The organism is Streptomyces sp. CA-250714 (assembly GCF_050936705.1).
GTDB lineage: Bacteria > Actinomycetota > Actinomycetes > Streptomycetales > Streptomycetaceae > Streptomyces.
In genome coordinates this window covers 1,544,754-1,569,361 of sequence record NZ_JBNJMI010000001.1, presented here as the reverse complement: position 1 = coordinate 1,569,361, position 24,608 = coordinate 1,544,754, and the positions used below count along the sequence as shown (strand labels likewise).

22 protein-coding genes are annotated in these 24,608 nt (G+C 70.1%); 7 read left to right on the top strand and 15 right to left on the bottom strand.

Annotation, left to right across the window (positions count from 1 at the left end):
* Positions 1-32 precede the first annotated feature (32 nt).
* On the bottom strand, positions 33-1,250 hold the full coding sequence (locus tag ACQEU8_RS06995; RefSeq protein WP_433097936.1) for a CU044_5270 family protein: 1,218 nt from the start codon (positions 1,248-1,250) through the stop codon (positions 33-35).
* 476 nt (positions 1,251-1,726) lie between these two features.
* On the opposite strand from ACQEU8_RS06995, the gene ACQEU8_RS06990 reads away from it, so the two are divergent.
* Positions 1,727-2,491, top strand: a complete 765-nt coding sequence (locus tag ACQEU8_RS06990) for a hypothetical protein (protein WP_433097934.1) — start codon at positions 1,727-1,729, stop codon at positions 2,489-2,491.
* 287 nt (positions 2,492-2,778) lie between these two features.
* Here the strand turns inward: ACQEU8_RS06990 and ACQEU8_RS06985 are convergent, their stop codons facing one another.
* The 8 genes from ACQEU8_RS06985 to ACQEU8_RS06950 all read right to left on the bottom strand — a co-directional run bounded on the left by ACQEU8_RS06985 (position 2,779) and on the right by ACQEU8_RS06950 (position 9,539).
* Positions 2,779-2,946, bottom strand: a complete 168-nt coding sequence (locus tag ACQEU8_RS06985; protein WP_433097932.1) for a hypothetical protein — start codon at positions 2,944-2,946, stop codon at positions 2,779-2,781.
* Between the two features lie 123 nt (positions 2,947-3,069).
* On the bottom strand, positions 3,070-5,661 hold the full coding sequence (locus ACQEU8_RS06980) for a polysaccharide lyase family 8 super-sandwich domain-containing protein (RefSeq protein WP_433097930.1): 2,592 nt from the start codon (positions 5,659-5,661) through the stop codon (positions 3,070-3,072).
* 239 nt (positions 5,662-5,900) lie between these two features.
* Positions 5,901-6,647 (bottom strand): sulfite exporter TauE/SafE family protein, encoded by a 747-nt coding sequence (locus ACQEU8_RS06975; protein ID WP_433102201.1) that lies wholly within the window; start codon positions 6,645-6,647, stop codon positions 5,901-5,903.
* A gap of 149 nt (positions 6,648-6,796) precedes the next feature.
* Positions 6,797-7,762, bottom strand: coding sequence for a pentapeptide repeat-containing protein (locus ACQEU8_RS06970; protein ID WP_433097928.1), 966 nt, complete (start codon positions 7,760-7,762; stop codon positions 6,797-6,799).
* Positions 7,763-7,788: 26 nt separating this feature from the next.
* Positions 7,789-8,058 (bottom strand): DUF6313 family protein, encoded by a 270-nt coding sequence (locus ACQEU8_RS06965; RefSeq protein ID WP_433097926.1) that lies wholly within the window; start codon positions 8,056-8,058, stop codon positions 7,789-7,791.
* Between the two features lie 2 nt (positions 8,059-8,060).
* Positions 8,061-8,366, bottom strand: a complete 306-nt coding sequence (locus ACQEU8_RS06960; RefSeq protein ID WP_433097924.1) for a DUF6313 family protein — start codon at positions 8,364-8,366, stop codon at positions 8,061-8,063.
* A gap of 136 nt (positions 8,367-8,502) precedes the next feature.
* Positions 8,503-8,721 carry a DUF397 domain-containing protein gene (locus tag ACQEU8_RS06955; RefSeq protein ID WP_433097922.1) on the bottom strand — a complete coding sequence of 73 codons (219 nt, stop codon included), beginning with the start codon at positions 8,719-8,721 and terminating at the stop codon, positions 8,503-8,505.
* Complete coding sequence (locus tag ACQEU8_RS06950; protein WP_433097920.1) at positions 8,718-9,539, bottom strand: helix-turn-helix domain-containing protein; 822 nt, start codon at positions 9,537-9,539, stop codon at positions 8,718-8,720. Before ACQEU8_RS06950 ends, ACQEU8_RS06955 begins: the two co-directional genes overlap by 4 nt.
* Before the next feature lie 120 nt (positions 9,540-9,659).
* Here ACQEU8_RS06950 and ACQEU8_RS06945 point away from each other — a divergent pair, with 120 nt between their 5' ends.
* Both ACQEU8_RS06945 and ACQEU8_RS06940 read left to right on the top strand, forming a co-directional pair.
* Entirely contained in the window at positions 9,660-9,893 is a 234-nt protein-coding gene (locus tag ACQEU8_RS06945; RefSeq protein ID WP_433097918.1) for a hypothetical protein, read from the top strand.
* Positions 9,890-10,105: a hypothetical protein gene (locus ACQEU8_RS06940; RefSeq protein WP_433097916.1), complete on the top strand. Its 216-nt coding sequence runs from the start codon at positions 9,890-9,892 to the stop codon at positions 10,103-10,105. The genes ACQEU8_RS06945 and ACQEU8_RS06940 overlap by 4 nt, the downstream gene beginning before the upstream one ends.
* Here ACQEU8_RS06940 and ACQEU8_RS06935 read toward each other — a convergent pair.
* From ACQEU8_RS06935 to ACQEU8_RS06925, 3 genes are all read right to left on the bottom strand, one after another.
* Positions 10,087-10,809, bottom strand: a complete 723-nt coding sequence (locus ACQEU8_RS06935; protein WP_433097914.1) for a hypothetical protein — start codon at positions 10,807-10,809, stop codon at positions 10,087-10,089. The genes ACQEU8_RS06940 and ACQEU8_RS06935 overlap by 19 nt on opposite strands.
* A 207-nt stretch (positions 10,810-11,016) precedes the next feature.
* Complete coding sequence (locus tag ACQEU8_RS06930; RefSeq protein WP_433097912.1) at positions 11,017-11,688, bottom strand: HD domain-containing protein; 672 nt, start codon at positions 11,686-11,688, stop codon at positions 11,017-11,019.
* A gap of 49 nt (positions 11,689-11,737) precedes the next feature.
* Positions 11,738-12,391: an HD domain-containing protein gene (locus tag ACQEU8_RS06925; RefSeq protein WP_433097910.1), complete on the bottom strand. Its 654-nt coding sequence runs from the start codon at positions 12,389-12,391 to the stop codon at positions 11,738-11,740.
* A gap of 154 nt (positions 12,392-12,545) precedes the next feature.
* Here ACQEU8_RS06925 and ACQEU8_RS06920 point away from each other — a divergent pair, with 154 nt between their 5' ends.
* Complete coding sequence (locus ACQEU8_RS06920) at positions 12,546-13,442, top strand: helix-turn-helix domain-containing protein (RefSeq protein WP_433102199.1); 897 nt, start codon at positions 12,546-12,548, stop codon at positions 13,440-13,442.
* 146 nt (positions 13,443-13,588) lie between these two features.
* On the opposite strand, the gene ACQEU8_RS06915 is transcribed toward ACQEU8_RS06920, so the two are convergent.
* Positions 13,589-14,776, bottom strand: a complete 1,188-nt coding sequence (locus ACQEU8_RS06915) for an aldose epimerase family protein (protein WP_433097908.1) — start codon at positions 14,774-14,776, stop codon at positions 13,589-13,591.
* 225 nt (positions 14,777-15,001) lie between these two features.
* On the opposite strand from ACQEU8_RS06915, the gene ACQEU8_RS06910 reads away from it, so the two are divergent.
* Positions 15,002-17,578: an alpha-L-arabinofuranosidase C-terminal domain-containing protein gene (locus ACQEU8_RS06910; protein ID WP_433097906.1), complete on the top strand. Its 2,577-nt coding sequence runs from the start codon at positions 15,002-15,004 to the stop codon at positions 17,576-17,578.
* Positions 17,579-17,728: 150 nt separating this feature from the next.
* On the top strand, positions 17,729-18,562 hold the full coding sequence (locus tag ACQEU8_RS06905; protein ID WP_433097904.1) for an SAM-dependent methyltransferase: 834 nt from the start codon (positions 17,729-17,731) through the stop codon (positions 18,560-18,562).
* 44 nt (positions 18,563-18,606) lie between these two features.
* On the opposite strand, the gene ACQEU8_RS06900 is transcribed toward ACQEU8_RS06905, so the two are convergent.
* Positions 18,607-18,969 carry a hypothetical protein gene (locus ACQEU8_RS06900; RefSeq protein WP_433097902.1) on the bottom strand — a complete coding sequence of 121 codons (363 nt, stop codon included), beginning with the start codon at positions 18,967-18,969 and terminating at the stop codon, positions 18,607-18,609.
* A 321-nt stretch (positions 18,970-19,290) separates the two neighbouring features.
* Entirely contained in the window at positions 19,291-21,093 is a 1,803-nt protein-coding gene (locus ACQEU8_RS06895) for a thiamine pyrophosphate-requiring protein (RefSeq protein WP_433097901.1), read from the bottom strand.
* Between the two features lie 205 nt (positions 21,094-21,298).
* On the opposite strand from ACQEU8_RS06895, the gene ACQEU8_RS06890 reads away from it, so the two are divergent.
* Positions 21,299-24,478, top strand: coding sequence for an FAD-binding and (Fe-S)-binding domain-containing protein (locus ACQEU8_RS06890; protein ID WP_433097899.1), 3,180 nt, complete (start codon positions 21,299-21,301; stop codon positions 24,476-24,478).
* Positions 24,479-24,608 lie beyond the last annotated feature (130 nt).

The window sequence follows — 24,608 nt, the reverse complement described above, 5'->3', positions numbered from 1 at the left end:
CGCTTGCGCCCTTTACGGGAGGTTAGATGCGCTCACCGAGCGAGAAGTTCACGGTAGAACCCACCTGACACTGTGACGCTGCTCACTCCCGCCTCCCGGAGCCCGGCCGCCGGGCGGCGGTCAGCTGTTGCGGGTGGCCGGCGGCTCGTCCGTGCTGCTGGGCCGACGGCCGGCCTTGTCGACGACGGCGTGTTCCAGCTCCGCCGAACTCGACAGCAGTGTCCCCCCGCCTTGGCGTAGCTGGTGTTCTTGGTGAGATAGCTACGGGAGCCGAGGAAGGAGAAGTCCTTCTCGTCGAAGACCCATTCGGTCCTGATGCCGTGCCGCTTGTCGTCCCGGGCGATGCCGAGCCCCGTACGGCCGAGGGCGTCATGGGCCTCCGGCGCCGGAGTGACCCCGGGGATCCGGGCCGCGGCCCGGTAGAGGGCGGCGCCGGTCCTGGGCGGAAGCATGCCGCCGAGCAGGGAGCCGATCTGCTCGAACACCGCCTGGTCGCGGTCCCGTCGGCTCGGCTGTGCGCCCTTGGGCTGCGGGGTTTTGGCGTACAGCTTGTCCAGCAGCTTGTCCGGGTCGGTGGGCAGCGAGCTGAGCCAGCGGTAGGTGGGCCGGTTGATGCCCGCCGGTGTGCCCTCGGTGTCGCCCAACTCCGCGTTGATGGGCAGGGTTTCCCCGTCGACCCGCATGAGGCCGAGCTTGTGCAGCGGCTTCTGCTGCTGCGCGAGCCAGGTCTCGCGCAGCCTCAATGGTCCGACCTCGGCCTTTCCGCTGGTCAGATCCGTTTCCCTGACCTTTTCCCGGGTGTACACGAACTGGTCGTCCCGTACGGAGGGCGGCCGGCGCTTCCCCTCGGCGTCGGAGATCCGCTGGAGCAGGGCCGCCGCGGGCCGCATGTCGGAGGCCGCGCCGTGCTGCGGGTCCTTGGCGGGCCGCCCGTCCCCACCGCTCAGGGCGGTACGCGGCGGCGCACTTCGTTGTCTGTGTCCCTCACACCCGTTCCCTCTCCGCCGGACGGCGGGAGTTCCCGTGGCCCGCGTCACGCACCGCGAAGAGTGTTCCAGGGCCGGCGTCCATCCCCCTCGACGCGCACAGCTGTGCGCGGCAGTGCCCGGTGCCCCTGACCGCCCGGTGCGTACGGCCAGGGGCGTCCGGTGCTCAGGAGGCTGCGAGCTCAGCCTCGACCGGGTTCTTACTCTCCAATGAGTTCCGCCTTTCTCGGGTTCCGATTTCTTGTTCTGCGTTCCTATTCGCATGGCACTGCGGGAACAACGCCGAACGTCCGCCCGGCTTGGCGGACTTCAGCGGAATCCCATTCAGTAACGCGGCGGAGGCGAAAGCAAGAGGGTCGGCCGCTAACCCCCCGAGGGGACGGAACGGGAGCGTCGGGGGCGCATGACCTGGGCAGGGGGCGCACTGCACCACGTGACCGATTCAGAACCATATTTCTCAGACACGCCCGGAGGATGTGAAGAGTCGAACACCGGATAATCGGCGCCTTGCCGCCGATTTCTCTTTGTCGCGGCGGCGCGAGAACTCCGCGGATTTCCTCCGGGTCGCGTACGCGTGTACGCGCGCCGTCAAGCCTCGTCCCGCCCCACTCGGCTTCACGCCGGGCATCCGGGTCAACCGGTGGCGCCGCCGGGTGCTTCTGCGCCGGGTCCGGCTGTGCCGGGCGGGGCCGCGGGTACGGCCCTGGGGCAGGTGCCGGACGAGTTGCGCGGGAGAACGGTTGGATCTGGACGCTGTCGCCGACGAGCTGTACGGACTGCCGCCCGGTGACTTCACCGCCAGCCGCGACGCGCGGGCGCAGGAGGCCAGGGCGGCGGGGGAGCGGGAGCTGGCCGAGCGGATCCGCAGGCTGCGCCGCCCGACGGCGGCGGCCTGGGCCAGCAATCTCCTCGTCCGCGAGGAGCCCGAGGAGGCACGGCTGCTGCTGGAGCTGGGCGAGGCGCTGCGGCAGGCCCACCACGATCTGGACGGCCAACAGCTCCGTGAGCTGTCCGCCAGGCAGCGGCAGATCACCGCGGCCCTCGCCCGGCAGGCCCGCGAGCTGACGGCCCGAGCGGGCCGACGGATCAGCGACGACGCCCAGCGCGAAGTGACCGAGACCCTGCATGCCGCGCTGGCCGACCCCGAGGCCGGCCGCGAATGGGCCGCAGGCCGGCTGGTCAAACCCCTGGCCGCGCCGGTCGGCTTCACCGGCGAGCTCGCGGAAGCCGCCGCGAAGCCCTCGGCACGGGCCCGCCGCCGCACCGACACCCAGCAAGAAGAGCAGCGCCGCAAGGAAAAAGCGCGCGCCGCGCAAGCCGAGCGCGAACTGCGCGCCGCCCAGGCCGAGGCCGACCGCGCCGAGGACCACTACCGGCAGACCGAAGAGAAGGTCACAGAGCTCCGCGAGCAACTACGGCACGCCGAAGCCGAACACCGCACAGCCCGCGACAACCTCCGCCAAGCCAAACGCGCTCTGAAACAGGCCGAAACCCGCGCCCCGTAAGGGGCGCGGGGAACTGCTCCCCTGGGGGCACCTCCCGGCCGGAGGCTGGGGGACTCCGGCCGGGAGGTGCCCCCACCAACCACGACGCACCCGCAGTCGGGCAATCAGCGTCGACTCACGGCGGGTTACCGCAGCAACGGCACCGCCGGTCTCCGTTCCTGTGGTTTCTCGCCGTCGCGGCGGAGAGAGGGGGACGGCGAAGCTGGACCGCAAGCCGACAGAGGCGGGGGACGCGGCGTCACCCGGCACGCCGTGCGGGACGCGGCATCGCCGAGATCCGTACCGGCTCAGCCGGAGTCCTCCTCCCGTTCCCCCTCGGCCTGGGACGGCGTGGTGCGCGGGCAGTCCGGGTGCTCAGCCTTGCGGCGCTCGGCGGGCGACAGGGAACGGGCCTCCGCGAAGCCGTTGTCGCGCTCGCCCTCGGCCTGGGAGGGCATCGGGGTCTGGTCACTCATCGTGTCGCTCCTCTCGCTCGGACCGCACCCCCACATTGCCGGGTACCCACTCCTGGCGAGGGGCTGCCCCTTGCCCGATTCCGCAGGTGGGCAAGCGCAGCCCCCATTGCCGGGTACGCGATCTCAACGGAGCGTGACGGTGAGGGACCGCCCGTACGCATGCCGGGTGCGGAAACTCAGCACCGTGCCACCGGGCGCATGGCCGACCCGCACCCCCGGGTCGGACGAGACAGGCCGCAGCCGACGGCCGCGCAGCAGCAACGTGAGCCGCTCCCGCCGCATGGTGGGGTCGGAGGCCGCAACCGTCACCCGGCCCCCTCCTCTCTCCCGGCGGAGGAGGACCGAGGCGGGGCCGTCCAGGCGGAGCCCTCCGACCGTGTGCCGGCCGCGGGCGAAGGAGTTGACGGCCAGCAGGTCGAGACCGGTGTGCCGCACCGCCTGGAGGCGGGTGGTGTTGGCGAGGACGGCGAGAGGGCTGCTGTCCGCACCGTAGGCCCGCAGCTCCCGCTCACCGGCGTGCGGCACCAGCGCGTAGGCGAAGGACCGCGGCGCGGCGCTCGCCTCCTGCCGGAAGGCGGCGCGGAACACCTGCCGGGTGACGGCGGTGTCCGGGTTCGCGGTCCGGACGATACGGCGGCTGCGGGTGACGGTCTCCAGCTCCACGGTGACCGGGTGGCGGTCCGCGCCGGGGGAGCCGCCGGGGGAGCCGAGGAAGAGATAGCCGACGGCCGTGCCCCGCGTCTCGTCGGCGTACCGCAGCCAGCGCAGCCGTTCGGTGCCGCCGCCCGCCCACCGGCCGCCCGCGGTCCGCTCCCCGCTGATCCGCACGGTGGCGTCCGGGTCGGCGATCCGTGCGTCCACGGTGGTGGTCACCGCGCGGCCGCCCCGGTCACCGACGCCTGCCGCCAGCACCACGATCTCGTCGTCCAGCAGGAACCAGGACTTGGTGGCCGTCGCGTTCCGGTAGACCGTGAAGTCGTCCGGCAGCCGGTCGCGTTCGGCGTAGGCGACATCGTCGGACTGCACCATTCCGGCGGCGCCGTACGTGCCCAGTACGGCGCCGCCGGAGTGGCGGTTGGTGCCGCGCGGGAAGTACACATACGTGTTCTGCGACTCGGACGAGGACGTGAAGTGCAGCGGGTGGTCCGGGTTGTCGTAGTACGGCTTCCCGTACAGCTCGGGCACGGTCTTCCGCCGCTCGTCGGGGGCCGTGACACCGGCGAGCCCATGGGGCGGGACGGTGGTGTAGTAGTCCACACCGAACGCGTTCCGCTGGTCCTCCCCGGCGAGGTAGAGGTAGTAGGCGCCGTCGCCCTGGAACCAGGGCATCAGGTTCTCCCCGTTCATGTACTCGTACTTGCTGATCCGCTCCGAGCTGCGGGCCAGCGCGAAGGCGTGGCCGCGGCGCCGGTGCACCGTCCTGTCCATGGCGTTGAACGCGGTGCAGCGGGCGGCCGGATTGAGGTCGGCGGCCGATACCGCACCGTCCGCCATGATCGCGGCATGGCGGACCACCGTGAGCGGGGAGGCGAAGCGCGCCGGGTCGGGCGGGGTGGCCGAGGCCGCGGCCAGGTGTTTGACGTAGCGCTTCAGCGCCGCGGCCCGCTCCCCTTCCGCGTACGCCGACAGATCGGTGACGGCCTCGGCGACCGCCGCGCTGTCGGCGTATCCGCCGGCAGTACGGGAGACGGCTCGGCCCTTGACGATCTCCATCATCCAGCCCTCGAAGACGACGGGCGCGAAACCGTCCGTCACCCATCGGTGCACCACCGGCACCAGCACCTCGGTGTTGGCGTACCCGGTCCCGTCGAGGAACCCGATCATCTGCACCGCACGGGCCAGCAGTGCCTTTCCGTACGACCCCGTGTACGCGACGGACGAGTGCTGGACGAACGACCCGTCCGCGTAGTGCCCGTCGGTGACGCCGTGGTTCAGGTGGTACGGGTCGATCGTCGCGTAGACGGTGAGCTGGTCCTCCAGCGCCTTGCGGATCCGTGACTCGTCGCCCAGCAGGGCGCCTTGCAGGATCCGGTTGGTGGTGATGTCGGCCAGATTCGCGCCGGTGTGGAACCGCGAGTCCAGGTCGACGTCGCCGTCCTTGCCGTTGCGCAGATACGCGTCCATGGACGCGGTGTAACGGCGGATCAGCTCGGGCCGCTGGTCGGCGACCTCCTCGGCGAGCAGCACCAGGGTGGCCGTGACGCTGGTGGAGATGCCGATCTCCCAGTTGAACCAGTTGCCGTAGTAGCCCTGTGACTGGTCGCCGTAGTAGCGCTCGTGAAGCGTGACGAGCCCGTCGACGACCCGGCGCCGGGTGGCGGCGTCGTTCGGCGGGCCGTCCGACGGGAGGCCCGGGGTACAGGCGGCCAGGGCGATCTCGTACAGTCGCCGGAACGACGCGTTGAGGTTGCTGTCGCTGGTGCCCAGCGGCAGCCCGCGGAACAGTTCGTTCTCCCCCGCGGCGGCCATGTCCGCCAGATGGCTGCGGGCCGCCTCGGCGACCGCCGCCAGCTTGGCCGCGGTCTCGGGCCGCGAGTTGGATTCAGGTGTCCCGGCGAGGACGGCACGGGTGTTGCGGAGCAGTCGCTCGACACCGCCGCCCGCACTGCGCTCGCGGGCCGTGCCCGGCGCGGCGAATGCCTCGGGGGTGGGGATCACCGCTGCCAGCCCGGCAGCGGACAGGAGGGACAGCACATGTCTACGCGTGATCTCCATGGGGCCTCCCGGTGGGAGCCGGACCGACGTGGCGCAGTCAACCAAGCAGTCAAACAGCCGCCGGGGACCCCGACAAGCAGCCGCGCACGCCGGACCGGCGCCACGGGCGCGCCGGCGGCCGATGCCCGCCAGCACCCCCTCCTCGCATACTGGACGGTCGGTACGGCGTACATGCCCCTGCCCCGGCGACGCGGCGGGCGGCCCCTCACGGGCTCCCTGCTGCGCTGAGCGGGTGCGGCTCAGCTCCACCACTGGTCGTAGGCGAGCTTGCCGACGAGGCCGACGACGGTGACGAGCAGTACGACGCGTACGAAGCCGCTGCCGCGCTTGAGTGCCATATGGGCGCCGACGAGGCCGCCCGTCATGTTGAAGAGGGCCATCAGGGCCGCCAGCTTCCACAGCACAGTGCCCTGCCACGTGAACATGGCCAGCGCGCCGATGTTGGTGCAGACGTTGACGACCTTCGTGGTGGCCGATGCGGTGACCATGTCCATGTTGAGGAGGGCCACCAGGGCTATTACCAGAAAGGTTCCGGTGCCCGGGCCGAGCAGTCCGTCGTAGAAGCCGATACCGACTCCCGCCACCCCGAAAACCGCCAGTACCCGCGCCCGGGTCGTCGCCCCGCCGGGCGTCTGCCCGAACTGCGGACGGAGCACGACGAAGGCGGCGACACCGAGCAGCAGCACCATGATGAGCGGCCGCAGTACGGCGCTGTTCACCCCGGCGGCGAGGAACGCCCCGCCCACCGAGGAGAGCGCCGCCACCACGCCCAGCCGGGACGCCAGCCGCACATCCACCGGCGCCTTGCGTACGTACGTCACCGCCGCCGCCGACGTCCCGACGACGCTCACCGCCTTGTTGGTGCCCAGCGCGTACGCCGGAGGCAGATGGGGGAGTCCGATCAGCAGAGCCGGGAGTTGCAGCAGGCCACCGCCGCCGACAACCGCGTCGATCCAGCCGGCCAGTGCGGAGGCGACGCACAGCATCGCCACAGCGGTGAACGATATGTCATACACGGGTGGAGCTTGTCCTCGCCGACTATGCGGCCGTCAGCGCACGGCCAGGGGCTCTCAGCATCGCAGACGATCATTCGACGCAGCCGCGGAGGTCGCGGAACAGCTCGTTCCGGTCGTGTTCAGGCGAAGGGAGTTCGGTCGGGGTTGACAGCCCGGGCTCCGCCCGGCCCGGGAACACGGTAGAGGCCGTTCCCCAAGTCCTCGGAGATGCTGAGCAGTTCCATATGGAGAAGCGCGTCCGGCCAGTTGGTGTCCGACGACCACCGCACTCCGGAAAGCGAGGCGGGAGCGATCCCGATCGCGCCCGTCAGATCGGCGGCCGTCAGGTCGGTGGCGAACAGCTGGGCGCGGGTCAGATCCGCGCCGGTCAGATCGGCGGCGCACAGGACGGCATTGGTCAGGTTGGCGCCCATCAGGCGGGCCCGGCTCAGCTCGGCTCGGACCAGGTAGGCGCCCACCAGATGGGTGCCGACCAGGTTGGCGCCGCCCGCGTCGGCGCGGGCCAGGCTGACGGTGCCCATGTCGGCGGCGGTCAGATCGGCGTCGCGCAGGTAGGCGCCATCCAGGTTGGCGTTGTGCAGCCGGGCGTTGTGCAGGTCGGCGCTGCTCAGATTGACGCCGTCCAGGTCGGCGCCGGTCAGTCCGGCGTCGGTCAGGTCGGCGCGATTCAGATTGGCCCCGGCCATCCGGGCGCCGACCAGGAGGGCGCTGCACAGCCGAGCGCTGTCCAGGTCGGCGCGGCTCAGATCGGCGTGGGTCAGGTCGGCGCTGGTCAGATCGGCGCCGGACAGATTCGCGTCACGCAGGTCCGCGCGGGACAGGTCGGCGCCGACCAGATTGACCTGAGCCAGATCGGCGCCGCGCAGACCGGCGTCGGTCATGTCCGCGTCGAGCATGCCGTACACCGGGCCCGGCAACAGGCCGTTGACGAGGGCGGGGATCTCTGCCGGATCCAGTCGTCGGCCCTGGCTCACCGCTGTATCGATGGCGTCGGTGGCGGTCTTGCGATCGACGGGGTGGGCGTCCGGGCATGCCAGGTAGAGCAGGTCGCGGAGGACCTGGTCGGATGTCCTGTTCTCCACCACGGCTCCAGAGTAGGTCGGTCGGCGGCTCAGCGGCAGCGGGCGCAGACGGGGCAGCGACTGCGGGACTGCGGCAAGGCCACTGCCAGCAGGTCGAGGATGACGGCTTCGGCACGGCGCAGGGCTTGGGCCGGGGGGAAGAGCTCCATGTCCTTGGCCCTGAGGACCTCCCCGACGAGAGAGCTCCAGTGCTCTTCGGCGCGTTTCCAGTCGGCGGCGTGCCACTGGCTCGCGAACTGCTCGACGGTCTTGCGGTCCCTCTCCGGGCCACCGTCGTGGACGTCGTACAGCGAACGCACCGTCAGCGCCGCTCGCTGTCGAACGGGCCGGTCAGCGTACGCAGTTCAGCGAGGATCTCGTCCAGATCGCGGGTACGGTGCCGATTGATCTGCGCCGTGACGATGTAGCCGACCATCCCCCCGATGAAGGCCGGCAGCAGCGCCCACCCCGTCAGCGACAGCGGCCAGGAGCACCACTGGGCGGGCACATCGGCGGGCGAGGTGATACCCAACAGCACGTTGTAGGCGTCCACCCAGCCGTTCGCCACCCCATTCACCACGAACAGCGCACCGCACCCCATCAGCAGCGGAACCGCCCGCAACACCACCCAACGCCGCGTCCGCGACAGCGCATCCCGCGACCCCCACCACAACCGCAGCCGCCCCCGCAACCCCGGCCGCGGCGGAGAAGCGCGAGGTGGGAGGGGAGACGTTGCCACCCGTCGAACTTATCCGACGGTACGGCTACTTCGCAGCGAGTTCGCCCCCGCGGACCTGCGCGATGAAGGCCTGCCAGGCGGGGGCGGGGATGAGGAGTGCGGGGCCGTGGGGGTTTTTGGAGTCGCGGACGGGGAGGGAGGGGCCGGGGTGGTCGACGGCGACCTCCAGGCAGTCGCCGCCGCCTTGGCCGCTGTAGCTGCTCTTGCGCCATGTCGAGACGGGCAAGCTGGTCGCGCGGATCATGAGGCGAGTTCCTTTGCTCTTGCGGCAATCATGTCGAGCGACGCCCGGGGAGGGAGGGCGTCAGCCCTCAGGAGATCATAAGTGTGGCTGTATTCGGAGACTGCGTCCGAGGAAGCGATGACGAAGCCACGAACTCGACCCTCGGTGCAGACCACGTCTGTTCCGTCGTCCATCGTCATGCCGACGAAGGCCCCGTCCATGCTCGCGTGTGCCCCTACGTCGTACGGAACGACCTGCACGATGGTGCGCTGGTCCGCCGCCGCTTCCACGAGTGCCCACAACTGCCGTGCCATGACGGCCGGGCTTCCGACCACTCGTCGCAGCACGTTCTCGTCGAGTACCGCCCACAGCCGTGCGCGATCGTCCCGCTCCAGGATGTGCTGACGGGTCATTCGAGCTGCCACGAGCTCTTCCGCGTTGGCCAGCCTGCCTGCCGCGAAGAGCGCTCGCGCGTACTCCTCGGTCTGCAACAGACCGGGCACCACTTGGTTCTGGAAATTCCAGATCCCCGTGGCGTCCTTCTCCAGCTCTACGAACGGGCGGAACCAGTCCGGGTACGCATGCTCGATCACTACGGGCCACAGGCGGGTGAACATCCCGCCTGTGCCGAGCACTTCGTCACAGCGTTGGGCGAACTCCTCGCTCGGGACGCGGCTCGCGGACTCGATCCGGGAAATGTAGGAGTGGGTGCAGAAGGTGAGGCGGGCCAGCTTGACCTGGCTCATCCCGGCCTCTTCTCTCCTGATCCGCAACTCGGTGCCGAAGTAGGCCAGGGTCGAGACCTTGGGATCGACCTCGAGGGCGTTCTCTGCGGCCATCTTTACTCTCCGCCTCTTGACAAGCTCAGGTGCACAGCGATTGCTCTCCACAAGGCTATGACCGGAGCGCCACTGTGGGGGCACAGAAAGTGAAATCCCCCCTCAGGAAAGGCGCGTTCCATGGCAGAGAGCCGTCACGAGAACCCGACGCTGGCCAAGCTCCGCGATGCGGAGGAGACATGCGAGCGGCTCCGTATCGCACTCGCGGGAGCGGAAATTGTGCTGCCCTCGCTCCGGGTGGACCTCGCCTCCTGTGCGACCACCGGACTGCGCAGCCCACTGCTCGAACTGGGCGGCTGCAATCTCGCGACGGCGGAGAAGCTGGCCAAGGCGCTGGGTGAGCACGCGCGTTGAGCCGTACGACGTGGCGTCCGGGTGAGGTCGTCACCGATCTCGCCCGGCGTACGGCCGGAATCGTGCGCGCCGTACACGCGGACGGGCGGGTGCTGCTCGTACGACCCGGCGGGCCCGCCTGGACGGCTGATCCGCGGGATCTGCGCGCTGCGACCCGCGCCGAGGTCATGTCGGTGAAGGTCGCTACGGCGAATCACCGTTGGGGGCTGTGAGGCCGCGGCTTGTCGACCTTCACGAGTTCGAGTTCGTCCTTCTCGCCCTTGACCGCGACCTCGCGGACGGAGCCGACACCTTTGGCGTAGAACTTGTTCTCCACCAGCTCGGGTTCGAGCGGAGAGTCGTCCTTGGTCTTGAGCACGTCGCGGAAGGTGCCGTAGGGGACCGAAACCCTGGCGTCCGTGCTCAGGACCTCGGCGCGGTCCTCGGCGACGCCCTTGGCGTGTTCCTGGCGGTACTTGTCGCCCGGCTTCGGGTGGGCCTTCATGACGATCCCGGGCCGGGCGCCCTTCCGTCCGGCTTCCCAGGACCCTTCGGTGCTGGTGACCTTGCCGTTCTTGATGGTCTTGGAGTCCTCGCCGAAGTACCAGACGTTGCCCTTGCGGTCCTGGGCGTACCAGTCGTCGGTGACCTCCACGACCTTGCCGCGCTCGGTGGCGGTGTCCCGGACGACGACGGTCCGGACGCCGAGGATCTTCTTGGTCCGGTGCGTCACCTCGACCAGATCTTCCTGCGGGCCGTCCTTGGTCACGCCCTTGTAGTGGAGTTTCGTACCGGGCGCGAGCGGGAGATACGGATTGTCGATCTTCTTGACGAAGTCGGCCGGGTCCACCTTCGCGGGCTTTCCGACGCGTGCGCTTGCGTCGGCGCTGCCGTTGTCCGCGCACGCGCCGGCCGCCAGCGCGGCGAGCAGCGCCATTGACGCTGAGGAAAGCCCGCGAGGGCGTACTGCTACTGCACGGCGCACGGTTCCTCCCGTGGGGCAGTGGTCCGGCTGTTGTGCCGACGCTATGTGCGGTGCGGGAGGGGTGGAGGGTTCACGGTGCCGTTCGGGTGACTGTGCACACTGAGCTCTGCGGGTTTCGTCGTGGCTGGTCGCGCAGTTCCCCGCGCCCCTTCGGGGCGCTCATCGCTTCGGTTCGTAGCCCGCGTAGTCGTTCCAGCCGGACGGCTGGGTCATCAGTTGTTTCCAGGTGGGCCAGGGCTCCTGGGTCTGCTGGCGGACGAGTTCGCCGGGCATGGTGAAGGGCGGCGCCTTGTGGGGCTTGTCGAGGGCCTGGCCGACGATCGTGTCGTAGAGCACGGCAGCGGCATGCAGGCGGGGCAGCACGGTATGGATGCGGTCGGCGTAACCGGCCGGGAGGACGGGCGGGTCCTCCTCGCCGAGGTCCAGTCCGGCGCCGGCCGACACGAGGGCGATCTCGGGCCGCTTGCGCTGGGAGATCTCATAGTGCAGGTGAAGGGCGACGGCATCCCATACGACGTCGATCCGCTCGGCCGACACCCCCTCCTCGCTGAGGAAGCGGGCGGCCAGGTCGGCGCCGTCGATATCGAAGGGCTGATCCCCGTTGCCCTCGGAGCTGAGCCCCGCATCGTGCAGCACGCAGCCCAGGAACAGCAGTTCGTCGTCGTAGTCCTCGTCGGGGCGCAGGCCCTGCTGTTCGCCGAGTGTGCGCCCGTAGAGGTAGGTGCGCAGGCTGTGGTTGAAGATCGCTTCGTCCTCGATTCCCCGGACGTAGCGGAGCGTGTTCAGCGCCACCTCGGTGCGAGGGAACGGCAGCTCTTCGAATGTGTCCATCAGTGTCTTTCCGGGAGGCACGGGTACGGCCGGTCGGCGCTGGGCGGCGTCAGTTGCCCCAGCGTGCGGCCTCGGCACTGGTCTCCATCCAGGTCGTGTGGGGCGGCGTGGACCGCTCCCGCAGCAGTTCGGCGGCGATGGAGTAGTGGGGGGCTTTCTCCGGGCGGCGGCGGGCCTGGGCGACGATCTCGTCGGTGATGGTGGTGGCCATGGACAGCCGTGGATAGGTGGCGTGGATCGCGGCGCCGGTCGCGTCGTCGACGAAGTCCGTGCCCAGCCCGAAGTCCATGGCGGTGCCCCTGTGCACCAGCGCACACAGCGTGCCGCGGCGGTCGGCGATGCCCGGCGAGGTGTGCAGGGCGATGGCCTCCCATACGGCGTCGACATCGGCTGCGGGCAGACCCTGCGCGGTGAGGAACTCCGCGGCCGTGTCCGCGCCGTCCACCTCGAACCGCTGGCGGCGGTCACCGGTCTCGGTCAGGCCGATGTCGTGCAGGAGGCAGGCCAGGAACAGCAGTTCCTCGTCGTACTCCCGGCCCGGGACCGCGCCCCGGTGATCCGCGCACAGCCGCGCGAACAGCGCGCTTCGGATGCTGTGGTTCGCGGTTGCTGCGGACTCCGTCTCGCGCACCAGCGCGAGGGCGCGGCGGGCAACCGGGGTGTCGGGGAGCGGCGGAACGCCGGTGATGATCGCGTCGGTCATGGCTCCATGCTCGGCGGGGACATCCAGGCGCGACAGTGGCAGGATTGCCGCTGTGCGAGAGGAAACTGCCTCGACGAGTCGCAACGGCGCGTGCGGAGATGTTGCGCCGCACCGGGTGGCGGTGCTGGTGCTGGACGGCGTGCTGCCCCTGGACATGGGCATTCCGGCCCAGGTCTTCACCGCGGTGCCGGACGCGCCGTACGAGATGGTGCTGTGCGGGGGCTCGGCGGGTTCGGTGCGGACGGCGGCGGGGTTCGCCGTGACGGTGACGGCGGGGCTGGAGGCGCTGGAGCGCGCGGACACGGTGGTCGTTCCGGGCTACGCGCCGCATCGGCGCGAGGTGCCCGCGGCCGTACTCGAAGCGCTGGCCGAAGCGCGCGCCAGGGGGCGGCGGCTGGTGTCCGTCTGCACCGGTGCGTTCGCGCTGGCCGCCGCCGGTGTTCTGGACGGGTGTACGGCCACCACCCACTGGCTGTTCGCCGATGACCTGGCGGCGCGGTACCCGCGGGTGTCGGTGGACCCGCGGGTGCTGTACGTGGACGAGGGGCAGGTGCTGACCTCGGCCGGCGTCGCGGCCGGCATCGACCTGTGCCTCCATCTGGTACGTCGCGACCTTGGCGCCGCGACCGCCAACGCGGCCGCGCGCACCGTGGTTGCCGCGCCGCACCGCGACGGCGGGCAGGCGCAGTACATCAGGCGCCCGCTGGCCGGCGCGGCGAACGGCAGCACGCTCGCACCCACCCGGGAGTGGGCCCTTGCCCATCTGCACGAGCCGCTGACGGTCCGTCGACTCGCCGCACATGCGCACATGGCGCCCCGCACCTTCGCCCGGCACTTCGTCGCCGAGTCCGGAACCACGCCGCTGCGGTGGCTGCTCGCGGCCCGGCTCGACCGGGCCAGGGAACTCCTGGAGAGCACCGGACTCCCCGTCGACCAGGTGGCCGAACGGTGCGGCCTGGGCAGCCCCTCCAACCTGCGCCTGCACTTTCGGCGTGCCCTGGGTACGTCACCCACCGCCTACCGCGCGTCGTTCGGGGCGCCAGCGCCCTGAACGGCTCGCGTCCGCGCCCGCGCCGCCCCCCACGAGCCGCTAGGCGGTGTCCGGCGGATCCTGCGTTCCCGGCATCGGGGTGCTGCGCTTGCCCACCCTGCGCCCCTGGCGCAGACTGCCCAAGCTTCGCAGCGCAGGGCACCCCCTCAACGATCCGTGCCGAACGAATAGATCGTCGAGGACCGATACGTCCGCCCCGGCCGCAGCACCGTCGACGGAAAGTCCGGCTGATTCGGCGAGTCGGGAAAGTGCTGCGTCTCCAAGCAGAAGCCATCCCCCGCGCGGTAGACCCGGCCGGAGGCCCCCTTGAGCGTGCCGTCGAGGAAGTTGCCGCTGTAGAACTGCACGCCCGGCTCGGTCGTGGCGACCCGCATCATGCGGCCGGACTCCGGCTCGGTCACCGTGATCACCGGGCGCGGCTCCTCGGTGATGCCCTTGTCGAGGACGAAGTTGTGGTCGTACCCCTGGCCGCGCAGGATCTGCGGGTGGCCCTCGCGCAGGTCCTGCCCGATCGGCTTGCCGTGCCGGAAGTCGAACGGCGTCCCGGCGACCCGCGCCAGCGCGCCCGTCGGGATGAGGCCGGCGTCGACGGGCGTGTAGCGGGAGGCGGCGATGCGCAGCGTATGGCTCTCGATGCTGCCGCTGCCCGCGCCGGCGAGGTTGAAGTAGGTGTGGTTGGTGAGGTTGACGACGGTGGCCTTGTCCGTCGTCGCCGTGTAGTCGATGCGCAGCTCGCCGCGCGGCGTGAGGAGGTAGCGGACCCGGGTGCGCAGGGTGCCGGGGTAGCCCATCTCACCGTCGCGGCTGACGTACCGCAGGGTGAGGCCCACGCTCTGGCCCGCGCGGTACGGCTCGACGTCCCACACCCGCTTGTCGAACCCCTTGGTGCCGCCGTGCAGGCTGTGCTTGCCGTCGTTGGCGGGCAGTTGGTACTCCGTCCCGTCCAGGGTGAACTTCGCGCCCGCTATGCGGTTGCCGTAGCGGCCGATCAGGGCGCCGAAGTAGGGGCTGTCCGCCACGTAGTCGTCCAGCGCGTCGAAGCCGAGCGACACGTTTGCCGTTCGCCCCCGCCGGTCGGGGATCTCCAAGGACTGGACGATGCCGCCGTAGGAGAGGACGCGCAGCCGTGTGCCGCCGTTGGCGAGTGTCCACCGGTCGACGCGCTCGCCGTTGTCGAGCGTGCCGAAGTGCTCCCGGACCGGCGGCTGATGGCCGTCGGTGCTGCCGGCGCGGTGGGCCGCTGTCGGTGACGCGGCCCTGGCCGTCGTCGTGGTGGCGGCTGCCGTCGCGAGGCCGGTGGTCGCTGCCAGGAGTGTGCGTCTGCTGGTCGTCATCGGTGCGGGGCTCCTCGACCTGATGGGCGTTCGATATTTCGTTCACCGTTCGATAAAGCGGCACCAGTGAAAGGCCCCGCTCTCGGACTGTCAACACCCCGCGACGCAGTCAATTCGGGATCGGTGCACACTCATTGACCCCGCTGTGGCGGCTCCCTCATCCTCAGCCTTGCGCAATACCGAACTGCATTCGATATCTCGAACAGCTGGGTCGAGGAGGAGCAGATGAAGACCCGCCCCACCGGATCACGCGCACCCGCCAGACCATGGCTGAAGCCACGCCTCCAGCTCGCCGTCGGCGCCCTGCTCGCCTGCACCGTCGGCATCATCCCGGCCGTGGCCTCGGGCGAGCCCGCCGCCAAGGCGACGGACTACACCCTCACGGTCGACGCCGGGCAGCGCGGACCCGGAATCGACAAGTCCATGTACGGCGTCTTCTTCGAGGACATCAACCGCGCCGCCGACGGCGGCCTGTACGCGGAACTCGTCCAGAACCGCTCCTTCGAGTACGACAAGGCGGACAACGAGCAGTACACGCCCATGACGGCATGGACCGCCTCCGAGCCCGGCGCGGCGCAGGTGGTGAACGACGACGCCCGACTGAACGCCCGCAACCGGAACCATCTGCGCGTCGCCCTCCCCGGCGGCGAGAAGGACTTCCGCCTCACCAACGCCGGCTACAACTCCGGCCTGGCCGTACGCAAGGGCGAGCGCTACGACTTCTCCGTATGGGCGCGCACCGACCGCCCCTCCGGCACCCCGCTGACCGTCTCCCTCACCGACGCGAAATCGACGGACGCTCTCGCGAAGCCGCTGCGCCTCACCGCGCGCGGCGACCGCTGGACCAAGTACACCGGCACCCTCACCGCCGACGCGACCAGCAACGACGGCCGGCTGAGCGTCGATGCGGACGGCTCCGGCACGCTGCGGCTGGACGAGGTCTCGCTCTTCCCCCGCAAGACGTTCAAGAACCGGCCGAACGGTATGCGCCCGGACCTCGCACAGCAGATCGCCGACCTCGACCCCGGCTTCCTCCGCTTCCCGGGCGGCTGCCTCGTCAACACCGGCAGCCACCGGGGCTACGAGGCACCCGACTTCGAGCGCCGCCGCTCCTACCAGTGGAAGGACACCGTCGGCCCGGTCGAACAGCGGGCGACCAACGCCAACTTCTGGGGCTACAACCAGTCCTACGGTCTCGGCTACTACGAGTACTTCCAGTTCGCCGAGGACATCGGAGCCATGCCACTGCCCGTCGTCCCCGCGCTGGTCACAGGGTGCGGGCAGAACAAGGCCACCGACGACCCGGCACTGCTGAAGCGCCACATACAGGACACCCTCGATCTGATCGAGTTCGCCAACGGCCCCACGAGCTCCGAATGGGGCGCCAAGCGGGCCGAGATGGGCCACCCGAAGCCGTTCGGCCTCACCCATCTCGGAGTCGGCAACGAGGAGAACCTGCCCGACGAGTTCCACGACCGCTTCAAGGAGTTCCGTAAGGCCATCGAGGCCAAGTACCCGGACATCACGGTCATCAGCAACTCGGGCCCCGACGACTCCGGCCAGACCTTCGACCGGCACTGGGAGCTCAACCGCCAGTCCGGTGTCGACATGGTCGACGAGCACTACTACAACAGCCCTGAGTGGTTCCTGGAGAACAACGAGCGCTACGACAGCTACGACCGAAAGGGCCCCAAGGTCTTCCTCGGCGAGTACGCCTCCCGGGACAACCGCTTCCGCAACGCACTCGCCGAAGCCGCGTTCATGACCGGGCTGGAACGCAACGCCGATGTCGTCAAACTGGCCTCGTACGCGCCGCTGCTGGCCAACGAGGACTACGTGCAGTGGAAGCCCGACATGATCTGGTTCAACAACCACACCTCATGGGGCTCGGCCAACTACGAGACGCAGAAGCTGTTCATGAACAACGTCGGTGACCGCGTCGTGCCCAGCACAGCATCCGGAACCCCGTCGGCCAACGCGCCGATCAGCGGCGGTATCGGACTGTCGACCTGGGCGACCAGCGCCGCGTTCGACGACGTCTCCGTCACCTCCGCCGACGGCGACACCCTGCTGAAGGACGACTTCTCCGGCGCCGACGCGCAGTGGACCCCGGCCGCCAAGCGCGGCTCGTGGAAGATCGAGGACGGCGCCTACGTCCAGTCCGACACGGCCGCCGAGGACACCATGGTCACCGCCGGCGACCCGAAGTGGCACGACTACGACGTACGGGCCAAGGCCACCAAGAAGGCCGGCAAGGAAGGCTTCATGCTCGCCTTCGGCGTCAAGGACACCGGCAACTACTACTGGTGGAACCTCGGCGGCTGGAACAACACCAAGTCCGCGGTGGAGCAGGCCCGAGGCGGCACCCGCGACACGGTGATCGAGGACACCACGAAGATCACCGAGGGGAAGGAGTACGACCTGCGGATCAAGGTCCGCGGCCGCCAGGTCACGCTCTACCTCGACGGCAAGGAGTGGGGCAGCTTCACCGACAAACCCGCCGAGCCGTTCCGCCAGGTCGTCACGTACGACGACAAGCGCGGTGAGCTCGTCGTCAAGGTGGTCAACGCGCAGGACGAGCATGCCCGGACCCGTATCGCGCTCGGCCGCGGCACAACCACAGCCGACACGGCCCGGCTGACCACGCTCGAAGGCCACCCGGACGCGGTCAACACCGCCACGGACCGGCCCATCGAACCCCGCCGCTCCACACTCCGCGGCGTCGGTGATGAGTTCACGCACACGTTCCCGCCGAACTCGGTGACCTTCATGCGGATCAAGGCGAAGGCTCCGGGTTCCTGATCCGCCCGCCCGGCCGCCCGGCCGCCTCCGGAAGTCCGGCCTTCCTGCCCGGACTTCCGGAGGCGCCCCTGGATTTCACACAGCGCGTGTACGAAAGTAGGTGCCTCGAACAGGCCGTACTCTGCGCACAGTTACCAGGAGCCGCCGCACATGAGCCACCAGATGCCCGAGTCGACCGGAGCCAAGGCACACTCGGCCCGGATGTACGACTACTACCTCGGGGGCAAGACCAACTACGGTCCGGACCGCCGGGTTGCGGCGCAGACGATGGCCGCCTTCCCCAATGTGCTGACGGCCGCCCGCGAGAACCGCGAGTTCATGCACCGTGCCGTCCGCTATCTGGCGCGCGAGCAGGGCATCCGGCAGTTCCTGGACATCGGCACGGGCATCCCCAGCGCCCCCAACCTGCACCAGGTCGCGCAACGGGAGGACCCGGCATGCCGGGTCGTCTACGCCGACAACGACCCCATCGTGCTCACCTACGCCCGCGCCCTGATGGGCGGTACGCCGGAGGGCGCAACGGACTACATCGAAGCCGACGTACGCGACCCCAAGCGCATCCTCGACCACGCGCGCGCCACCCTCGACTTCGAGCAGCCCGTCGCGCTCTCCCTCGTCGCCCTGCTGCACTTCATCGGCGACGGCGACGACCCGCAGGGCATCGTCCGCACCCTCGTGGACGAGCTCGCACCGGGCAGCGCCCTGGTCCTCTCCCACGGCACCGACGAACTCGACATCACGCTCCGCAAGGTGGTCGACATCTACGGATCGCAGGGCATCACCGTGCAGTTGCGCGGCACGGACGACGTCCGCGAGTTCTTCACCGCCACCGGCCTCACCCTGATCGAGCCCGGCATCGTGGCCACCTGCGACTGGCACCCCGAAATGGCGGACAGCCAGGACGGGATGCGCCGCCCGCCCGGCTCGATCAGCCCCGAAGATGTCGGCTGCTGGGCCGCGGTGGGTCTCAAGCCGACGGCGTAGGCACCCCCGTCGCCGGGGTTGCAGCAGGTCGACGATGCGCGGGGTTAGAGCAGGTCGACGATGCTCGGCGGGGCGAACAGATGGCGTGCGCGGTGTTCCAGGACGAAGCGCCGGGGGAGGTGCAGCATCTCCGGCGAGGTGCACTTGGCGCACGCCGGGTCCTCGTCGGGGATGTCGTCCGTGTGCTCGGTGGCGAGATGCTCGGCGAGCCGGATCTGACTGGTGAGAACCGTGTCGAACGGATCGCAGTCGAACGCCGGACCGTACTCCTCCCGCGCGGCGTTGGTCACCTCACAGGCGTGCTTCATTGCCTTGTACAGGTCGATGCACTTCTCGCACCCCCACATCCATACGGGAGGGAGCGGCCAGGTGTCAGCGGGGTCGTGGTCGGCGTCGCTGTCGTCCATGCGTTCACGTTAGCGACCCACCTGAGACTGCGTCAGCGCTTTCGCGGTTCCGCTGACTTGCGGGGCGCCGCCGCGGGGGCTTCGCGGGTTGCCCGTGTGCGGATGCGTCGTGGTCGCTGGGGGCACCTCCCGGCCGGAGTCCCCCAGCCTCCGGCCGGGAGGTGCCCCCAGGGGAGCAGTTCCCCGCGCCCCTTCGGGGCGCGTCCCCCCAGCCTTCCGGGGGCCTGGGGGCGGAGCCCCCGGAACCAATTCCCGCCGGAACGGCGAGCAGCCACGACGGCGAGGGTCCGGCGGAATCATCGCGAGCGGCAACCACAACGCTCAATGCTTACGCCCCGGCAAATGCTCGGTGACCTCCGTCAGCTTCTGGCGGAAGCCGCGCGCGGCGATCCCACTGCGCTCGGGGTCGCGAATGCCGGCCTTGACGGCCTTCTTCGCCTGCTCCTTCATGATGTGCGGCGGGATGGGGGCGATCTCGTTGTCGACGACGAACTCCAGCACGACGGGACGGTCGGCGGCCAGCGCCTCCTCCCAGGAGGAGGTGACCTTCTTCGGCTCGTCGCAGCGTATCCCGCGCAGCCCCGCCAGCTCCGCGTACTCGGCGTACGGGAAGTCCGGGATGTACTGCGAGCCCGGGTACTTGGGGTCGCCGCCCATGGCGCGCTGTTCCCAGGTGACCTGGTTGAGGTCCTGGTTGTTGAGGACGCAGAAGATCAGCGGCGGTGAGCCCGCCATCCGGTCCGCGTAACGCTTCACGGTGATCATCTCGTTCATGCCGTTCATCTGGAACGCGCCGTCACCGACGAAGGCGATCACCGGCCGGTCCGGGTAGGCGAAGCGGGCCGCGATCGCGTACGGAACGCCGGGGCCCATGGTGGCCAGGGTGCCGGACAGCGACGCCTGCATACCCTTGCGGAGCTTGATGTGGCGGGCCCACCAGTTGGTGGCCGAGCCCGAGTCCGCGGTGAGGATGGCACCGTCCGGCAGCAGCGAGGACACCTCGTGCGCCACCGCCTGCGGATTGACCTTGCCGTCGAAACTCTGCGCGGCCCGCTTCTCCAGGACGGTGTTCCAGGTGCGGACGTTCTCCTCGATCTGCTTGCGCCAGGAGCGGTCCTCCTTGCGGCGCAGCAGCGGGATCAGCTCCTTGAGCGTCTCCTGGGAGTCGCCGACCAGGTGTGCGTCCATGGGGTAGCGGATGCCGATCATGCGGCCGTCGATGTCGATCTCGACGCCCTTGCACTGGCCCTCGTCGGGCAGCCACTCCGCGTACGGGAAGCTGCTGCCGATCATGAACAGGGTGTCGCAGTTCATGATCATGTCGTCGCTCGCCTTGCTGCCCAGCAGGCCGATCGGACCGGTCACGAACGGCAGATCGTCCGGGACGACCTCGCGGCCCAGCAGCGCCTTGGCGACCCCGGCGCCCAGCAGTTCGGCCACTTCGACGACCTCGGCCTCGGCGTCCGCGGCGCCCTGGCCGATCAGGATGGCGACCTTCTTGCCCTCGTTGAGGATGTCGGCGGCCTTGCGCAGCTCCTCCCTGTTCGGCAGCACCCGCGGCCGGCTCCAGCCGACGCTGGAGTACACCGAGCCGTGGGTCTTGGGCGGGGAGGGCTGGGCCTCCGACTCCTGGATGTCCTCCGGAATGATGACCGTGGCGACGCCGCGCGTCGTCAGCGCCGTCTTGAAGGCGCGGTCGAGCACATGCCGCATCTGGGCCGGGTGCATCACGATCTGACAGAACTCCGATACATCGGAGAAGAGCTGTTCGAGGCCGACTTCCTGCTGGTAATGGGTGCCCTGGGCGAGCCTCTTCTGCTGCCCGACGATCGCCACCACGGGCTGGTGGTCCAGCTTGGCGTCGTAGAGCCCGTTGAGCAGATGAATCGCGCCGGGCCCGGACGTGGCGGCGCAGACCCCGACCTCACCGGTGAACTTGGCGTGGCCGCACGCCATGAACGCCGACATCTCCTCGTGCCGGGACTGGATGAACTCCGGATCGCCCTTGGCGCGGTCGAAGGCACCCAGCATGCCGTTGATGCCGTCGCCGGGGTACCCGAAGACCCGGTGCACGCCCCATTCGCGGAGGCGCTGAAGAACGTAGTCGGCTACTTGCTGCGCCATTGGTACTCCCCATTCACATGGTCGACGCGACGGTCCCGGCCCGAGTCCCACACCGCGGACCCCCGCAAACAAGTCGCTGCTCAGCCGCGCGGGCCGTTTCACCGCTGGTGGGCGAGGTACCCATGACCGCGGCGCGGCCGAAGGCTCTCCGGCAGCCCAGGCGCCAATCGAAGGCGATCACCGAATGTGACTGAAGGCGACCCGCATGGCGAACCCCGACCGCACCCGCAGCCCCCGCGCCTCCCGTACCTCTCGGGCCGAGGAGATCCCCGTCAAGACCGATCCCGCGGTGCCGGGGCCGCCCCGTGCCCGGCAGGTGATCGCCGTCGGGAAACTGGCCAAGGCCCTGCGCCACGCGGTCGGGGGCGAGGTCCGCTTCGACACGGCCACCAAGGCGCTGTACGCCCACGACGCTTCCAACTTCCGCCAGGTGCCGATCGGCGCCGTGGTCCCCAGGACCCTCGATGACGTCGTCGCCACCCACCGGATCTGCCGCGAGTACGGCGCCCCGATCCTCAACCGGGGCGGCGGCACCAGCCTGTCGGGGGAGACCGTCAACTACGCCGTCGTCATCGACCACTCCAAGTACCTCACCCGCATCGGCGAGATCGACCCCGACGAGCGCCACGTCACCGTGGAACCCGGCGTCATCAACGAAGAGCTCAACCGGCACACCGGCGCCTGGAACCTGGTCTTCGGGCCCGACCCGTCCACCCACTCCCGCTGCGTCATCGGCGGCAACATCGGCAACAACTCCTGCGGCACCCACTCCGTGCAGTCCCAGCTGTACGGGCCCGGTCCGCGCACCTCCGACAATGTGCGGGCGCTGGAGGTCGTCACCTACGGCGGCGACCGGTTCTGGGTGGGCGTGGACGAGGAACGGGAGCTGGAGTCGATCATCGCCGCCGGTGGGCCGAAGGGCGAGATCTACGCCAGGCTGCGGGACCTGCGCGACCGGTACGCCGACGCCATCCGCGCCGGCTTCCCCCCGGTGGCCCGGATGCCGCGCCGGGTCTCCGGCTACAACCTGGACGAGCTGCTGCCCGAGAACGGCTTCAACGTCGCCCGCGCCCTGGTCGGCACCGAGTCCACCTGCGCCACCGTCCTCCAGGCGCAGGTGCTGCTCACCCCGGCGCTGCTGGAGCGGACGCTCGTCGTCGTCGAGTACGAACAGCTCACCGCGGCCGCCGCGGATGCGAACATCTGTACCCGCGAATTCCGGCCGATCGGCCTGGAGGCCCTGGACGAGGGGCTCATCCAGGACCAGCGGCTCCAGCATATGAACCTCGCCTCACTGGCCCAGCTGCCCCGGCAGCGCGGCGGCGCCGCCTGGCTGCTTGTCGAGTTCGGCGCGGACACCAAGCAGGAGGCACGTTCGCGGGCCGACCGGTTCGTGACCTGGCTGACCGAGGAGCGGGGCTACGCACCCGACCGGATCACCACCAGCGACGAGGACGAGGAGACCGCCAAGAACCTGTGGGCCGTCCGGGAGGGCGGGGAGGGCGCCACCGCCTTCCCGCCCGACGGCGACCACTGGCCGGGCTGGGAGGACTCCGCCGTACCACCCGACCGGCTGGCCGAGTACGTCACGGCGCTGCGCGGGCTGTACGACAAGCACGGGCTGCGCGGCGCCATGTACGGGCACTTCGCGCAGGGCTGCGTCCACTCCCGGATCAGCTTCGATCTGCGCAGCGCCGAGGGAGTGGCCGACTACCGCGCGTTCATGGCGGAGGCGGCCGACCTCGTCACCTCCTTCGGCGGCTCCCTCTCCGGCGAGCACGGTGACGGCCAGCAGCGCGGCGAGCTGCTGGAGCGGCAGTACGGCAGCGAACTCGTCCAGGCCATGCGGGAGTTCAAACTGATCTGGGACCCGGAAGCCAGGATGAACCCGGGCAAGGTCGTCGACGCCTACCGGCTGGACGAGGACCTGCGGCTCGGAGCCGACTTCAACCCGGCCCGGCCCGCGGTGAAGTTCGCCTACTCCGAGGACAACGGCGACTTCGCCCACGCGAGCCTGCGCTGCGTCGGCATCGGCGCCTGCCGCGTACCCGACGCCGACCAGGGCCAGACCATGTGCCCCAGCTACCAGGTCACCCGCGAGGAGAAGCACACCACCCGCGGCCGGGCCCGGCTGCTGCACGAGATGCTGCGCGGCGAGACCGTCAAGGACGGCTGGCAGTCCAAGGAGGTCGCCGACGCGCTCGATCTGTGCCTGGCCTGCAAGGGCTGCACCAACGACTGCCCCGTCAACGTCGACATGCCCACCTACAAGGCCGAGTTCCTGCACCACCACTACCGGTCGGCCCGCAGGTGGCGGCCCCGCCACGCCTATACGTTCGGCTTCATCGACCAGGCGGCGCGGCTCGCCTCCCGGCTGCCGGAGGCCGCCAATCTGGCCACCCACGCCCCGCTCCTCGGCCGGGCCGCCAAGCTCGTCGCGGGCATCGACCGGCACAGGCCGCTGCCCACCTTCGCGCCGATGACGCTCCAGCGCTGGTTCCGGCAGCGCGGCGGCACCGCCAACCCCGGCGGGCGGCCGGTCGTCCTCTTCCCCGACACGTTCAACAACTACTTCGACACGGACGTCGGCGTCGCCTGTGTGACGGCCGTCGAAGCAGCGGGGTGGTCCGTCATCATGCCCGAGCAGCATGTGTGCTGCGGGCGCCCGCTCTACGACTACGGCTTCCTGGACGCAGCCGAACGCTATCTGCGCCACGTCCTGGACGTATTGCGCCCGCACCTGCGCGCCGGCACACCCGTCGTCGGCATGGAGCCCAGCTGCCTGGCCGTCTTCAAGGACGAGCTGACCAAGCTGCTCCCGCACGACGACGACGCCCGCCGGCTGCGGGCCGGTGCCCACCACTTTGCCGAGTTCTTCGACGCCTACGACATCACCCCGCCCCGCCTGCCCGGGAACGGCGCGGGCCCGGACGGTGCCCTGTTGTGGGGGCACTGCCATCAGCGCGCCACCGGCGGTACGGAAGCCGACCGGAAGCTGCTGGCCAAGCTCGGCCTCCAGACCGAGAACCTGACCGGCGGCTGCTGCGGACTGGCCGGTTCCTGGGGCTTCGAGCAGGGCAAGTACGGCATCTCCATGGACTGCGGCGAACAGGCGCTGCTGCCCGCCGTCCGGGACGCCGCGCCGGGGACGACGGTGGTGGCCAACGGCTTCTCCTGCAAGACGCAGCTCGCCGCCGCGGGCTTCGCCGATGCGCCGGTCGTCCACCTCGCCGAGCTGGTCAGCCGCGCCTACCAGGACCCTCACGATGCGGAGCACACCACCCGGCCCGCACCGACCTGGCCCCGCCGCGCGGTACGCCTCGCGGCCCCCTTCGCCCTGGCCACCGGCGCGGCCCTCGCGGCGGGCCGCACAGCACGGAGCTGAGCGGGTGACCGGGTACGGGTACGGGCTCGCCCGCCCCGGGCCGGTTCACCCGCAGGGGGTCCATGTCGCCCCGAACCGGTTTCCCCACCGGCAAGCGGGCTACCCCTGTCGAGAACAGCCGAGCGCGCGG

Bases quoted from the DNA above. Each gene is read 5' to 3' on its own strand.
- ACQEU8_RS06950 (WP_433097920.1), bottom strand. From the start codon at position 9,539: ATGGCCGCAGAGAACGCCCTCGAGGTCGATCCCAAGGTCTCGACCCTG.
- ACQEU8_RS06890 (WP_433097899.1), top strand. From the start codon at position 21,299: ATGGCGAACCCCGACCGCACCCGCAGCCCCCGCGCCTCCCGTACCTCT.
- ACQEU8_RS06955 (WP_433097922.1), bottom strand. From the start codon at position 8,721: ATGATCCGCGCGACCAGCTTGCCCGTCTCGACATGGCGCAAGAGCAGC.
- ACQEU8_RS06910 (WP_433097906.1), top strand. From the start codon at position 15,002: ATGAAGACCCGCCCCACCGGATCACGCGCACCCGCCAGACCATGGCTG.
- ACQEU8_RS06930 (WP_433097912.1), bottom strand. From the start codon at position 11,688: ATGGACACATTCGAAGAGCTGCCGTTCCCTCGCACCGAGGTGGCGCTG.
- ACQEU8_RS06985 (WP_433097932.1), bottom strand. From the start codon at position 2,946: ATGAGTGACCAGACCCCGATGCCCTCCCAGGCCGAGGGCGAGCGCGAC.
- ACQEU8_RS06895 (WP_433097901.1), bottom strand. From the start codon at position 21,093: ATGGCGCAGCAAGTAGCCGACTACGTTCTTCAGCGCCTCCGCGAATGG.
- ACQEU8_RS06920 (WP_433102199.1), top strand. From the start codon at position 12,546: ATGGGCATTCCGGCCCAGGTCTTCACCGCGGTGCCGGACGCGCCGTAC.
- ACQEU8_RS06915 (WP_433097908.1), bottom strand. From the start codon at position 14,776: ATGACGACCAGCAGACGCACACTCCTGGCAGCGACCACCGGCCTCGCG.
- ACQEU8_RS06975 (WP_433102201.1), bottom strand. From the start codon at position 6,647: ATGCTGTGCGTCGCCTCCGCACTGGCCGGCTGGATCGACGCGGTTGTC.
- ACQEU8_RS06905 (WP_433097904.1), top strand. From the start codon at position 17,729: ATGAGCCACCAGATGCCCGAGTCGACCGGAGCCAAGGCACACTCGGCC.
- ACQEU8_RS06995 (WP_433097936.1), bottom strand. From the start codon at position 1,250: ATGCGAATAGGAACGCAGAACAAGAAATCGGAACCCGAGAAAGGCGGA.
- ACQEU8_RS06925 (WP_433097910.1), bottom strand. From the start codon at position 12,391: ATGACCGACGCGATCATCACCGGCGTTCCGCCGCTCCCCGACACCCCG.
- ACQEU8_RS06945 (WP_433097918.1), top strand. From the start codon at position 9,660: ATGGCAGAGAGCCGTCACGAGAACCCGACGCTGGCCAAGCTCCGCGAT.
- ACQEU8_RS06980 (WP_433097930.1), bottom strand. From the start codon at position 5,661: ATGGAGATCACGCGTAGACATGTGCTGTCCCTCCTGTCCGCTGCCGGG.
- ACQEU8_RS06935 (WP_433097914.1), bottom strand. From the start codon at position 10,809: ATGGCGCTGCTCGCCGCGCTGGCGGCCGGCGCGTGCGCGGACAACGGC.
- ACQEU8_RS06900 (WP_433097902.1), bottom strand. From the start codon at position 18,969: ATGGACGACAGCGACGCCGACCACGACCCCGCTGACACCTGGCCGCTC.